We start from the raw sequence: 12,076 nt of genomic DNA on the forward strand, positions 1-12,076 counted from the left end.
AAGCTGGCCAGTGGGTCAGAAAAGCCAGCGGCCCGCACTCGTGCAAGCCCCGCCACAACGCCGCGCCAGCGGGTGGCTCCAGCTTGGTGCGTGGTCTTGATGGCTGGTGCGTTTTGGCGCATCGCGGGCAAGCCCGCTCCTACCAAAGCCCGCAGCGCCAGGTAGTCGCTGTTACACCGCTATCCTTGTAGGAGCGGGCTCGCCCGCGATCATTCGTCAGACCGACGCAGGCTCATAACCACACCGCATCCCATAACGGGTAATCGCCAATACGTGCCACCAGGCCTGCTCGCAGCGGATTGGCGACGATATAACGAGCCGCCGATTGCAGGTCTTCATCCCGGCGCAGCGCGCGGTCGTGGTAACCCGGCTGCCAGATCGGGCCCTGTGTGCCCAGGCGCTGATTGATCAGCCGTGCGCTGTTGCTTTTGATAGGGCGCATCAGGTCATCCAGAGAGCCTGTTTGCAGTTGTACAAGCCAATGCAGGTGATCGGGCGTGACTACCCAGGCTAGAGATGCCACCTGATGTTGTTCATGGGCTGCGCGCAGCTCTGCCACCAGTAGACGCGCCAAAGCGAAGTCATAAAACAGCGGGCGGCGCTGTAACAGTGTGGTGGTCAGCAGGTAAAGGCGTCCCGGCTCTGAATAGCGGCCACGCCGCAGGCTATGGCCATGGGGTTTCGCAGGCATTCCATTGCCTCCATGGGGTATTCGAAATGGATCGCGGCCAAGGCCGCTCCTACAAAAGCGTGCCGCGCCCGGCAATCGCGGTCACGCCGCTATCCCTTGTAGGAGCGGGCTTGCCCGCGATAATTCGTGAAGTTGGTTGCAGACTCACAGCCACAATGCAGAAGCGTAGTGCACCTATAGCGGTAGCAGCTCGATCCGCCCACGGCTGATATCCGCCAGCAACCGCTGCAGCTCGGCGACCCGTGGGGCAGGGATGGCCAGCTGCAGTTCGGCCCCCGTGGCGTCGTAGCTTTCGCTTTCCAGCAGGCAGTCCAGTTCCGCCAGACGCGCCTTGAGCAGCGGCAGTTCGGCGAACAGGCAATGGCAGCGGTACTGCTCGCGGGCCACCAGCTCGATGCGCGGGGCGCTTTGCAGGCATTTGTTGGCGCTGCCGCCGTAGGCGCGGGCCAGGCCGCCGGTGCCGAGCTGGATACCGCCGTACCAGCGGATCACCAGTACCGCCACCTGGTCCATATCCTGGGCTTCGATCGCCGCGAGTATCGGCCGGCCAGCGGTGCCGCCGGGCTCTCCGTCATCGCTGAAACGGTACTGCTGGCCAACCTTCCAGGCCCAGCAGTTATGGCTGGCGCTGGCATCGCTGTGCGCCGCGATAAACGCCTGCGCCTCGGCCGCGCCGGCAACCGGCACGGCGAGGGCGAGAAAGCGGCTTTTGCGAATCTCCTCGCGGTAATCGCAAGGGCCGAGCAGGGTAAAGGGCATCAGGCGTCTTTGACAGGAGGCGTCAGACCGCAGCCCTTGAGGATGATGCGGATCAGGTTGTCGCCGGCCACTTCATAGTCCTGCTTGGTCAGGCGCGAGGTGCCGGTGACACGGCAGATCTGCGAGGCAAAGTCGGCGTAGTGCTGGGTGCTGCCCCACAGCAGGAAGATCAGGTGCACCGGGTCGACCGGGTCCATCTTGCCGGCGGCGCTCCAGGCCTCGAACACCGCGGCGCGACCACGGAACCAGGTCTGGTAGTCCTGGCTGAGCATCTGCGAAAGGGTTTCGCCGCCGCTGATCACTTCCATGGCATAGATGCGCGAGGCTTTCGGATGGCGGCGGGAGAATTCCATCTTGGCGCGGATATAGCGGGTCAGGGCTTCGGCCGGGTCGTCGTCGACGGTCAGGTTGTTGAAGGTGCTGTCCCACAGTTCGAGGATATTGCTCAGCACCGCCTGGTACAGGCCCAGCTTGTTGCTGAAGTAGTAATGCAGGTTGGCCTTGGGCAGGCCGACGTTCTGCGCGATGGTGTTCATGCTGGTGCCCTTGAAACCGTGACGGGCGAACTCCTCCTCGGCGGCCTTGATGATCGCTTCTTCGTTTTTCTGCCGAATCCGCCCGGCGGGTTTGGCGCTCGGGTCGGTACAGTGGGCGAGTACTTCAACAGTCATGGGCGCTTCCGCAGTGGTCAGGTTTTCGGACGACTGCACTGATAACCCACACTCGCCGAAGTGACAAGCGCAAGGGGCAAAAAAACGCGATAACCGCCATTTAGGCGGGCATTTGCACCGTATTCGTGCATGCTCAGCCCCTTGGTTAGCAGGCCGTTTTTGCCTTGTCTTGCCAACGTAGGTAGTTTTTCAGCGGTCTGTTAGGGTGTTCAGGCGCTGGCGGCCAGCGCCTCGAGAAAGCTTTCCAGCACCAGGTGCGGGCGGCGGCCCTTGCGGGTGACCGAGGCCAGGCTGATGTCGTAGAAGCGGCTGGTCGGTTTCAGCACCCGCAGGCGGCCCTGCTGCACCCAAGCCTGGGCGTAATGGTCGGGCAGGTAGCCGATATAGCGCCCGGTGAGAATCAGAAAGGCCATGCCTTCGCGGTCCGAAGCGCTGGCGGTGCAATTGAGCGCCTGGTAGTGGCTCTGCGCCTCGGGCGGCAGGCGAAAGGTCGGGGCGATGGCTTCCTGAGCGTTCAGCCGTTCATCTTCCAGCTGCTGATCATCGACGTAGAACAGCGGGTGGCCGACCGCGCAGTAGAGCAGCGAGCGCTCATCGTACAGCGGCTGGTAGTCCAGCCCGGACAGCGCCGTCACTTGCGGCACCACGCCGATATGCAGACGGCCATCGAGTACGCCTTGTTCGACCTCGCTCGGCGGGGTCATGCGGATATGGATATGCACGTCCGGGCCACGCTCTTTCAGGCGCGCCAGGGCGTTGGTGATGCGCATATGCGGCACCGTCACCAGGTTGTCGGTCAGGCCGATATTCAGCTCGCCGCGCAGGTGCTGGTGCAGGCCGTTGACCTCGGTACGAAAGCTCTCCAGCGCCGCCAGCAACTGCTGGGTGCTCTGGTACACCTCGCGGCCTTCTTCGGTCAGGGCAAAGCCGGCGCGGCCGCGTTGGCACAGACGCAAACCGAGGCGCTGTTCCAGATCGCTCATCTGCTGGCTGATCGCCGAGCGGCCGATCCCTAAGGCGCTTTCCGCAGCGGAAAAACCGCCGCATTCCACCACGCTGCGAAACAGCTTGAGCAGGCGAATATCAAAATCACTGACCTGGGCCAGCGGGTCGGGGCGACGGGTGCTCATGTTGGGAGGCTCATTGTTTAGTGAGGGCTTAACTAAAGATAAGAAGAGTCTGGTTTTCATGACTCTAAGCCCGTGGCACCTTTACTGGCAACTGCTTCTCTATCTAAGAACACCGCCCTTCCTTGCGAGGCCGCACCATGAACATGCCGCAGACCGAAGTCCCGTCCCTGGCCAGCCAGCTCAAGCTGGATGCGCACTGGATGCCGTTCTCCGCTAACCGCAACTTCAAGCGCGACCCCCGCCTGATCGTGGCTGCCGACGGCAACCACTTTATCGACGACAAGGGCCGCCGCGTGTTCGACAGCCTGTCCGGGCTGTGGACCTGTGGTGCCGGACATAACCGCAAGGAAATCCAGGACGCCGTGGCCAAGCAGCTGGGCACCCTCGATTACGCCCCGGGCTTCCAGTACGGCCACCCGCTGTCCTATCAGCTGGCCGAGAAAATCACCGAGCTGACTCCGGCCGGCCTCGACCACGTGTTCTACACCGACTCCGGCTCCGAGTGCGCCGACACCTCGGTGAAGATGGCCAGGGCCTACTGGCGCCTGAAAGGCCAGCCGAGCAAAACCAAGTTTATCGGCCGCGCCCGTGGTTACCACGGCGTGAATATCGCCGGCACCTCGCTGGGCGGTATCGGCGGTAACCGCAAGATGTTCGGCCAGATGATGGACGCCGACCACCTGCCACACACCCTGCAGTCGCACCTGGCCTTCACCAAAGGCATGGCCGAGACTGGCGGCGTGGAGCTGGCCAACGAGCTGCTGAAACTGATCGAACTGCATGACGCCTCGAACATCGCTGCCGTGATCGTCGAGCCGATGTCCGGTTCCGCCGGCGTGATCGTGCCGCCTGTTGGCTACCTGCAGCGCCTGCGTGAGATCTGCACCCAGCACAACATCCTGCTGATCTTCGACGAAGTGATCACCGCTTACGGCCGCATGGGCAAGTGGACCGGTGCCGAGTTCTTCGGCGTGGTCCCGGACATCATGAACACCGCCAAGCAGGTCACCAACGGCGCGATTCCGCTGGGCGCAGTGATCGCCTCCAGCGAGATCTACAACACCTTTATGAACCAGGCGATCCCCGAGCACATGGTCGAGTTCGGCCACGGCTACACCTACTCGGGCCACCCGGTGGCCTGCGCCGCCGGCCTGGCAACCCTGGAACTGCTCAAGCGCGACAACCTGATCGAGCAATCCGCCGCCCTCGCGCCGATCTTCGAAGACAAGCTGCACAGCCTCAAGGGCAGCAAGAACGTGGTCGACATCCGCAACTGCGGCCTGGCCGGCGCGATCCAGATCAGCCCGCGTGATGGCGACCCGGTGATCCGTCCTTTCGAGGCCGGTATCAAACTGTGGAACGCCGGTTTCTACGTGCGCTTCGGTGGCGACACCCTGCAGTTCGGGCCAACCTTCAACACCAAGCCCGAGCAGCTGGACTCTGTGTTCAACGCCGTCGGTGATGTGCTGAACAACCTCGACTAAGCCACCCACTATTCCCTGTAGGAGCGGCCTTGGCCGCGATCAAGCCACCAGCGAATCGCGGGCAAGCCCGCTCCTACACAACAAGATCCGTTATTAAGGAATTGCCATGACCATCGTTAACCACCTGATCCACGGCGAACTGACTACCGGCACCGGCCGCAACGCAGACGTGTTCAACCCGTCCACCGGTGCAGTCACCAAGCAGGTCGCCCTGGCCGACCGCGCCACCATGCAACTGGCCATCGACTCGGCCAAGAGCGCCTTCCCGGCCTGGCGCAACACCCCGCCGGCCAAGCGCGCCCAGGTGATGTTCCGCTTCAAGCAGCTGCTCGAGCAGCACGAAGCGACCATCTCCAAGCTGATCAGCGAAGAGCACGGCAAGACCCTGGAAGACGCCTCCGGTGAACTCAAGCGCGGTATCGAGAACGTCGAATTTGCCTGCGCCGCCCCGGAAATCCTCAAGGGCGAGTACAGCCGCAACGTCGGCCCGAACATCGACGCCTGGAGCGACATGCAGCCGATTGGCGTGGTGGCCGGCATCACCCCGTTCAACTTCCCGGCCATGGTGCCGCTGTGGATGTACCCGCTGGCCATCGTTTGCGGCAACTGCTTTATCTTGAAGCCGTCCGAGCGTGACCCAAGCTCCACCCTGTATATCGCCCAGTTGCTGATCGAGGCCGGTCTGCCCAAAGGCGTGCTCAACGTGGTGCACGGCGACAAGGAAGCCGTGGATGCGCTGATCGATGCGCCGGAAGTCAAAGCCCTGAGCTTTGTCGGCTCCACGCCGATTGCCGAATACATCTACAGCGAAGGCACCAAGCGCGGTAAGCGCGTGCAGGCTCTGGGCGGCGCGAAGAACCACGCCGTGCTGATGCCCGATGCCGACCTGGACAACGCCGTCAGCGCACTGATGGGCGCGGCCTACGGCTCCTGCGGCGAGCGCTGCATGGCCATCTCCGTGGCCGTATGCGTAGGCGATCAGATCGCCGATGCACTGGTCGAGAAGATCGTGCCGCAGATCAAGGCCCTGAAAATCGGTGCCGGCACCTCCTGCGGCCTGGACATGGGCCCGCTGGTTACCGGCGCTGCGCGTGACAAGGTCAAAGGCTACATCGACGCCGGCGTGGCCCAGGGCGCAAGCCTGGTAGTCGACGGCCGCGATCTGGTGGTGGCGGGCAACGAGAACGGCTTCTTCGTCGGCGGCACCCTGTTCGACAAGGTGACCCCGGAGATGACCATCTACACCGACGAAATCTTCGGCCCGGTGCTGTGCATCGTCCGCGTCGGCAGCCTGGAAGCCGCTATGCAGCTGATCAACGACCACGAATATGGCAACGGCACCTGCATCTTCACCCGCGACGGTGAAGCAGCGCGGCTGTTCTGCGACGAAATCGAAGTCGGCATGGTCGGCGTCAACGTACCGCTGCCGGTACCGGTCAGCTACCACAGCTTCGGCGGCTGGAAGCGCTCGCTGTTCGGCGACCTGCACGCCTACGGCCCGGACGGTGTGCGCTTCTACACCCGCAAGAAGGCCATCACCCAGCGCTGGCCGCAGCGCGCCAGCCACGAAGCGGCGCAGTTCGCTTTCCCAAGCAACGGTTAAGCAATATCCAAGGGGGCTGATCGCAAGATCAGCCCCCTTTTTTAGATGTGGATGACGACCTGTAGGAGCCAGCTTGCTGGCGATCTTTCGCGACCAGCAGTAACCCTCAGGCGCAATTATTCTGTAGGAGCGGCCTTGGCCGCGATCAAGGCCACCACCGAATCGCGGGCAAGCCCGCTCCTACACAAGCAGCATCGCAACACGTTTACGCAACAAACCAGCCGCGCGGGCGCGGCGTTGGTGCAGTGACCGCAGGTTACGGCACCCCTTGGGTGAGCGGGTTCAGGGTTTCCTGGCCTGCAAGCCCGCTCTCCCAAGGGCAGCCCACTTCAATTGACTATGAAGAGGACTCCCTATGACAAAACCCATGATTGGCCTACCCCTGTGCCGCTGGCAGCTGACCAGCCGTGATATCGGCTGGTTTCACCTGGTCGGCGAGAAGTACATCCACGCCGTCACCGGCTACGGTGCCTTCCCGCTGATGATCCCGGCCTTCGGCGATGATCTGGACATGGACACCGTGCTGGATAGCGTCAGCGGCATCATGTTCGGCGGCTCGCTCTCCAACGTGCACCCCAGCTTTTACGGCGACGAGCATCCCGGTCTCGGCCTGGCCGACAAGCCCCGCGATGAAACCGTGCTACGCCTGATGCGTGCCTGCCTGGAGCGTGGCATTCCCTTTATCGGCATCTGCCGGGGCGTCCAGGAAATGAACGTACTGTTCGGCGGCACTCTGCACCGTGAAGTGCATGAAGTGGAAGGGCGTCTCGATCACCGCGAAGTGAAGGACGTACCCGACGACGTGGCCTACGGCCCGATGCACAACGTGGCCCTGACCGAAGGCGGCGTGCTGCACTCGCTGTTCGGCGAGCGGCAGATCAAGGTTAACTCGTTGCACGGTCAGGGGATTGATCGCCTCGGTGAGGGCTTGCAGGTTGAAGCCGTGGCCGAGGATGGGCAGATCGAGGCGGTCAGCGTGATTGGTGCCAAGGCGTTTGCCGTTGGGGTGCAGTGGCATCCTGAGTATCGCTATTGGGAGAAGGCGGATTACAACGCGCTGCTGGGGGCGTTTCATCAGGCGGCGAGGGAGTATCAGGCGAAGAAGCTTGAGCGTCGTAGCGAGGCGGCGGTGGCCTAAACACTGCGCTGATGATTGAAAGCAAAAGGCCCGTCGATTGACGGGCCTTTTGTTTTGAGAATTGATGGGTATCGCTGCGCTTAACCCATCCTACGTGCTACGTGCAGTCAGTAGAAACTTATGGTTTTTTTCAATTGATCAGCAAAATCATAAATTTCGTCGAGTGAGCTGATTGGGTGACGTGTTTCGTTCTTTTCTTGGTCAAAAATACCGATATATTTCTGGGTGCGGTTGAAGTGCAAACGGCATATCGGTTTGCGATTGTTGTCGTCTAGCAGTATTCCAAAGTAGCTTTGGGTGTCGCGTTGAATGATTCGTTTAGAGTCGACAGCGGAGCGCACAATTGCTTTGACGATATGGTAGCCCTCAAGCTCTTCTAAAGTTGTCAGAACCTTATCTTCTGCCGCTTCGTCAGTTTTCTCATTTGAAGGGTCTGCTGGCGATGCGGTAGTGGCAGCGTAGCTGGGTTGAATTGCCCCGCTCATTGCAGATTTCAGTCGGTCGTTGATTTGGTCGTTCAAGAACTGTGCGACTGCCTTACGGGTCAGTTCTGTAAATTGCTCGCGTACTTTCTGAGTGATCATTCCTTCGTAAACGCGGGATGCAAAGAATTTTACGAAGTCGTCGTCTGGTTTAGTGAATTGAAGTGCGATCTCTTTCTTTATTTGGCTGACGTATTTTAATTCCCCAGCAGCACTGACTATCGACTCAACATCGAAGGCTGACTTCGTAAGCTTTATAAGTTCAGGTACCGCATGCTCATCAATGTCTAAGAGGTCGAGCTCAAGGAATGGCTTTTCATCCATCTTGTTTGGGGCGTCAAGGTCAGTGAAGAATTTATAGACTTGACCATTGGTGAGGATGGAAATTCGAGCATTTGTTACATGGAAATAGCGAAATAATTGAGAGGCGTGATTGATGTTAAGAGGTTCGCCGATCTTCTTGCATTCGATCAGTATCTGAACTTCGCCATCTTTTAATATGGCGTAGTCAATTTTTTCACCCTTCTTCGTGCCAATGTCACAGACGAATTCTGGGGTTACTTCCCTTGGGTCGAATACGTCATAGCCGAGGACGGTGTTTATAAATGGCATGACAAAAGCGTTTTTCGTTGCTTCTTCCGTTTTAATTGCACTTGCCTGCTGTCGGATTTTTGCAGAAAGGCTGTTTAGCTTCTCGAAGAACTCCATTTTTTGCTCCTTGCTATGTCATGCGTTATTTTTCTTAGAACCCGTAGGATGGGTTGAGCGTAGCGATACCCATCAATAATGGCTATCTGAAATCATCGCTGCTGCGCTCGCCAACGGCTTCATCTATCTCTTCGCTACCCGCCCAATCCCCCGGCAATAAACCCGCTCGCACATACCGGTGAAACGACGACCACGGCCAATCGGCTACGTGCTGCACATGCCCGTGCTTGCGTGGATTGTGGTGGATGTAATCGATATGGCGGTTGAAATCCGCCTGGTCACGGATGCGATGTTCCCAATAACGGCGCTGCCAAATGCCGCGCTCGTCTTTGCGCTGGCGGCTGGCGGATATGTGCTCGCCATAAGGCAAGGCGCGGGAAAAGCCGGTTTTGATCAAGCGCCAACGTACGGCGAAATCGGCATCACCAACGGGCAGGGTGCACAGGGCATGCAGGTGATCCGGCAGGATTACGATGGCGTCGATTTGCCAGGGATGTTGGCGCATGACCTTGCGAAAACTGGCGCGGAGCAGATCGATCTGTTCGGTTAATAACGCCTGGCGGCGGTCGGCCAAATTTAGGGTAAAGAACCAACTGGCTCCTGGGGTGTGATCGCGGCGGTAGTCGGTCATGGCTGCAGTCCTTTGCAGAGGCGGGTGTTGGCTGAGTGTAGTCGTGCGAGCGGCGTGCGATTGGGTGATGGGTATCGCGTTGCTCAACCCATCCTACGGGTGGGGGCGGGCGCACAAACAACAAACCCCGCCGAAGCGGGGTCTGGTGTTTAGCGGCGGTTGTCATATTGGCCGTGCTGGCCACGGTGGTTTTGGTAGCCGTTATGGCTGTCGTGGCGGTGGTGCTGTTTATGCCAGCGCTGGTGTTTATGCGGCTTGGCCTTGTAGTAGATCGGGGCCGGTTGGTAGTAAACCGGGCTGGGCTGGTAGTAGGCCACCCGGGGCTGATGGTAGACCGGTGGTGGCGCATGGTGGGGCACCTGCACCTGGCGGGTCTGGCTGGCGATAACGCCGCCGACTACGGCACCGATAACCACGCCGGCAATCGCAGCGTCGCGGTTGGAGGCTTGGGCGGGAGCTTGGGCGATCAGCGCGAGGCTGGCCACCAGGCCGGCGATAAGCGGGATACGTAAGCGCATGAGCGGAACTCCTCTTGGGCACCGGTTTGTCCGGTTAGTAAGTTCGACTGCGCTCTGGCGCTGGCATTGCGTAAGCGAAGGTAAAGCCTGTGTAAACAGTTAGTGGTCATCGTGGGGGGATTTGGTGGGTTCTGCGGGAAATGGGTGTGGAACTTGCTAAAGCTAAATTCCCGGCCGCAGAGCCGGATGCCTATGACGCCAATTTTTGCGGAGCCCGTTTGATGATCACTGCCTCTATCGCCGATTGCATGAGCAAGGAATTCGCCCGTATTCACCCGCAGATGCCGGTGGTGCAAGCCGCCAATCTGCTGCTCCGCCATGCCGCCCTGGGCGGGCCGGTGGTCGATGACGATGGCCTGTTGCTGGGCTGGTTGTCCGAGCAGGATTGCCTGCGGGTGGCGGTGCAGGTGGCCTATTACAACCAGCGGGTGGCCACGGTGCGCGACATCATGCGCAGCGATGTGCTCAGCGTGCGCGGCGATATGGACCCCATGGCCCTGGCCCAGCAGATGCTCGGCGACAAGCCCAAGAGCTACCCGGTGGTGGATGCCGCGGGCAAGGTGCTGGGGGTGATCAGCCGTCGTCATGTGCTGCAGCAACTGGATCGGGTGCTGGATAAATTGTCCACGCCAGCCTGACTCAGCTGCGCACCGCTGCGGTGCATGGTCGCGGCGAATAGCGGCGGCCTGCACCAAAATGCGCTGGCGGGCGCTGGTGCCGACCCATGCGGCGCGCCGTCGGCTGTGCCCTGAGTTTTAACAGCCTGTTAGCTGTCCTTGGCATCCTCGCGGCACTGCGCCTGCAGGGCGGCCCAGCCGTCTGCACCGAGTGCTTCCAGGGTTTCGATATTGGCTTCGAAGATCGCCTCCGGGTCGGGAAAGGCGGCTACGGCGCGGTCGATGCTGGCTTCGCGGAGGAGATGCAGGGTCGGGTAGGGCGAGCGGTTGGTGGCGTTGCCCATATCCGCGGCATGGGTGTCGGCAAACTGGAACTGCGGATGGAAGCTGGCCACCTGGAGGATGCCGCTGTAGCCGAGGTCGTCGAGGCTGTCGTCGACCACGGCGAGGAAGTCGTTGAAGTCGAGAAAGTCGCCGAGGACCGCGGGGTGGATCAGCAGGGTGGTGTCGGTTTCCTGCGCGGGGCAGTTGGCCAGGTGGTGCAGTTCGTCGATCAGCATCGCCAGCAGGTCGGCGGGCTCGGCGCTGGCGCAGACCACATAGCGGACCTGGCCCTTGACCTGCACCGCCTTGGCGAACGGGCAGAGGTTCAGGCCGATCACGGCACGTTCGACCCAGGCGCGGGTTTCGGCGATGGCGCGGGCGGCGCTCGGGGTAGTGGTGCTGGACATAGGGTGAACGACTCGGGCTGGCTGGGATGGCGTGAAGTTTAGCGCCAATAGCGGCGCGTCGGGTTTTTGCGCGGTTGTCGGGGCTGGCAACCGCGGGGGCTTAGCCGCTGTTGCGTTGCGGGTTGCCAGCGCGGCGCAGCGGGCTGCAGCGCGCCGTGTCGACGGCCCCGACATAGGGGTTGCCGTGGCCCATCACGCAGCCGACCTTCTGGTTGCGCCAGCGCTCCCACTCACTGACCGGGTACTGGCGGTTCCAGGCCTCGTAGGTGCGCCGGTCGAGCTTGGACAGGCGCAGTTGGTAGTGGTCGGCCATATACAGGTAGATACGCGCCGCGGCTCCGCGTACCGGTTGCGGCGGCATGGCGGTTTTCGCCTTGAAGTTGACCACCATGGGGCAGGCCCCGTACTGCGTGGGTTTTTCACCGAGCATGCCGAGGGCGTAGTTGGAACGGTCGCCGTTGACCTCGCCGATACTCGGCACCAGGTTGTGCAGGTCGGCTTCGGCGGCCTTGAAGGTGGCGTCGCTGCGGGTGCAGTTCTTGCGCCCACCGTTTTGCCAGCACTGGCGCTGATGGCCGATCACCCAGGCCGGCACCACGTGCTCCCATTCCACCCGGGCGGCGCGTCGCTGCTGCTTGCGCACACTGTAGCCGCAGCTTCCGAGATCGACCCGGTTGCCCTGGTAGGCGCAGGCGCAATAGAAGGTGCTGGGCCGTTCGGCGTACAGCCGCCAGGCGATTTTCTTGGCGGCGGCGAAGTTTTGCGGGGCGTCGGGGTAAACCGCTGGGGCGACCAGCAGCAGGCAGAGCAGGGCAAGCAGGCGGGACATGGGCGACTCGGGGCAAAAAAGCCGCGCATCATAACCGCAGCGGCCTGCTGCCGTGAGGGCTTTCCTGGTGGCTGCGCAATCTGT

The 12,076-nt window shown here is 61.3% G+C and carries 13 protein-coding genes; 4 read left to right on the plus strand and 9 right to left on the minus strand.

Features of this window, described 5'->3' with window-relative positions; genetic code table 11:
* Positions 1-232: 232 nt before the first annotated feature.
* From WMW70_RS14900 to WMW70_RS14915, 4 genes are all read right to left on the minus strand, one after another.
* Positions 233-691: an REP-associated tyrosine transposase gene (locus WMW70_RS14900; RefSeq protein ID WP_341438245.1), complete on the minus strand. Its 459-nt coding sequence runs from the start codon at positions 689-691 to the stop codon at positions 233-235.
* Between the two features lie 174 nt (positions 692-865).
* Positions 866-1,450, minus strand: a complete 585-nt coding sequence (locus WMW70_RS14905; RefSeq protein ID WP_341438246.1) for an IMPACT family protein — start codon at positions 1,448-1,450, stop codon at positions 866-868.
* A complete protein-coding gene (locus WMW70_RS14910) occupies positions 1,450-2,121 on the minus strand; it encodes a TetR/AcrR family transcriptional regulator (RefSeq protein ID WP_341438247.1) in 672 nt (223 codons plus the stop codon). The genes WMW70_RS14905 and WMW70_RS14910 overlap by 1 nt, the downstream gene beginning before the upstream one ends.
* A gap of 209 nt (positions 2,122-2,330) precedes the next feature.
* Positions 2,331-3,251, minus strand: coding sequence for a LysR family transcriptional regulator (locus WMW70_RS14915; RefSeq protein WP_341438248.1), 921 nt, complete (start codon positions 3,249-3,251; stop codon positions 2,331-2,333).
* 137 nt (positions 3,252-3,388) lie between these two features.
* On the opposite strand from WMW70_RS14915, the gene WMW70_RS14920 reads away from it, so the two are divergent.
* The 3 genes from WMW70_RS14920 to WMW70_RS14930 all read left to right on the plus strand — a co-directional run bounded on the left by WMW70_RS14920 (position 3,389) and on the right by WMW70_RS14930 (position 7,476).
* Positions 3,389-4,735, plus strand: coding sequence for an aspartate aminotransferase family protein (locus WMW70_RS14920; protein ID WP_341438249.1), 1,347 nt, complete (start codon positions 3,389-3,391; stop codon positions 4,733-4,735).
* Between the two features lie 106 nt (positions 4,736-4,841).
* Positions 4,842-6,338, plus strand: coding sequence for a CoA-acylating methylmalonate-semialdehyde dehydrogenase (locus tag WMW70_RS14925; protein ID WP_341438250.1), 1,497 nt, complete (start codon positions 4,842-4,844; stop codon positions 6,336-6,338).
* Positions 6,339-6,693: 355 nt separating this feature from the next.
* Complete coding sequence (locus tag WMW70_RS14930; protein WP_341438251.1) at positions 6,694-7,476, plus strand: gamma-glutamyl-gamma-aminobutyrate hydrolase family protein; 783 nt, start codon at positions 6,694-6,696, stop codon at positions 7,474-7,476.
* A gap of 107 nt (positions 7,477-7,583) precedes the next feature.
* Here WMW70_RS14930 and WMW70_RS14935 read toward each other — a convergent pair whose 3' ends face one another.
* The 3 genes from WMW70_RS14935 to WMW70_RS14945 all read right to left on the minus strand — a co-directional run bounded on the left by WMW70_RS14935 (position 7,584) and on the right by WMW70_RS14945 (position 9,815).
* The gene (locus WMW70_RS14935) at positions 7,584-8,666 is read right to left on the minus strand and encodes a type I restriction endonuclease (RefSeq protein ID WP_341438252.1); all 1,083 of its coding nucleotides are present in this window, start codon (positions 8,664-8,666) and stop codon (positions 7,584-7,586) included.
* An 82-nt stretch (positions 8,667-8,748) separates the two neighbouring features.
* Positions 8,749-9,297: an REP-associated tyrosine transposase gene (locus tag WMW70_RS14940; RefSeq protein ID WP_341438253.1), complete on the minus strand. Its 549-nt coding sequence runs from the start codon at positions 9,295-9,297 to the stop codon at positions 8,749-8,751.
* 149 nt (positions 9,298-9,446) lie between these two features.
* Positions 9,447-9,815: a hypothetical protein gene (locus tag WMW70_RS14945; RefSeq protein ID WP_341438254.1), complete on the minus strand. Its 369-nt coding sequence runs from the start codon at positions 9,813-9,815 to the stop codon at positions 9,447-9,449.
* 221 nt (positions 9,816-10,036) lie between these two features.
* Here WMW70_RS14945 and WMW70_RS14950 point away from each other — a divergent pair, with 221 nt between their 5' ends.
* On the plus strand, positions 10,037-10,453 hold the full coding sequence (locus WMW70_RS14950) for a CBS domain-containing protein (protein WP_341438255.1): 417 nt from the start codon (positions 10,037-10,039) through the stop codon (positions 10,451-10,453).
* Between the two features lie 128 nt (positions 10,454-10,581).
* Here the strand turns inward: WMW70_RS14950 and WMW70_RS14955 are convergent, their stop codons facing one another.
* On the minus strand, positions 10,582-11,163 hold the full coding sequence (locus WMW70_RS14955) for a DUF1415 domain-containing protein (RefSeq protein ID WP_341438256.1): 582 nt from the start codon (positions 11,161-11,163) through the stop codon (positions 10,582-10,584).
* A 100-nt stretch (positions 11,164-11,263) separates the two neighbouring features.
* The gene (locus WMW70_RS14960) at positions 11,264-11,992 is read right to left on the minus strand and encodes an endonuclease (protein WP_341438257.1); all 729 of its coding nucleotides are present in this window, start codon (positions 11,990-11,992) and stop codon (positions 11,264-11,266) included.
* Positions 11,993-12,076: the final 84 nt, after the last annotated feature.

This window comes from Pseudomonas sp. XK-1 (assembly GCF_038069885.1).
Lineage (GTDB): Bacteria > Pseudomonadota > Gammaproteobacteria > Pseudomonadales > Pseudomonadaceae > Aquipseudomonas.

What these genes read in the sequence shown, in the direction of transcription:
- WMW70_RS14900 (WP_341438245.1), bottom strand. Translation starts at nt 691, where the DNA reads ATGCCTGCGAAACCCCATGGCCATAGCCTGCGGCGTGGCCGCTATTCA.
- WMW70_RS14905 (WP_341438246.1), bottom strand. Translation starts at nt 1,450, where the DNA reads ATGCCCTTTACCCTGCTCGGCCCTTGCGATTACCGCGAGGAGATTCGC.
- WMW70_RS14910 (WP_341438247.1), bottom strand. Translation starts at nt 2,121, where the DNA reads ATGACTGTTGAAGTACTCGCCCACTGTACCGACCCGAGCGCCAAACCC.
- WMW70_RS14915 (WP_341438248.1), bottom strand. Translation starts at nt 3,251, where the DNA reads ATGAGCACCCGTCGCCCCGACCCGCTGGCCCAGGTCAGTGATTTTGAT.
- WMW70_RS14920 (WP_341438249.1), top strand. Translation starts at nt 3,389, where the DNA reads ATGAACATGCCGCAGACCGAAGTCCCGTCCCTGGCCAGCCAGCTCAAG.
- WMW70_RS14925 (WP_341438250.1), top strand. Translation starts at nt 4,842, where the DNA reads ATGACCATCGTTAACCACCTGATCCACGGCGAACTGACTACCGGCACC.
- WMW70_RS14930 (WP_341438251.1), top strand. Translation starts at nt 6,694, where the DNA reads ATGACAAAACCCATGATTGGCCTACCCCTGTGCCGCTGGCAGCTGACC.
- WMW70_RS14935 (WP_341438252.1), bottom strand. Translation starts at nt 8,666, where the DNA reads ATGGAGTTCTTCGAGAAGCTAAACAGCCTTTCTGCAAAAATCCGACAG.
- WMW70_RS14940 (WP_341438253.1), bottom strand. Translation starts at nt 9,297, where the DNA reads ATGACCGACTACCGCCGCGATCACACCCCAGGAGCCAGTTGGTTCTTT.
- WMW70_RS14945 (WP_341438254.1), bottom strand. Translation starts at nt 9,815, where the DNA reads ATGCGCTTACGTATCCCGCTTATCGCCGGCCTGGTGGCCAGCCTCGCG.
- WMW70_RS14950 (WP_341438255.1), top strand. Translation starts at nt 10,037, where the DNA reads ATGATCACTGCCTCTATCGCCGATTGCATGAGCAAGGAATTCGCCCGT.
- WMW70_RS14955 (WP_341438256.1), bottom strand. Translation starts at nt 11,163, where the DNA reads ATGTCCAGCACCACTACCCCGAGCGCCGCCCGCGCCATCGCCGAAACC.
- WMW70_RS14960 (WP_341438257.1), bottom strand. Translation starts at nt 11,992, where the DNA reads ATGTCCCGCCTGCTTGCCCTGCTCTGCCTGCTGCTGGTCGCCCCAGCG.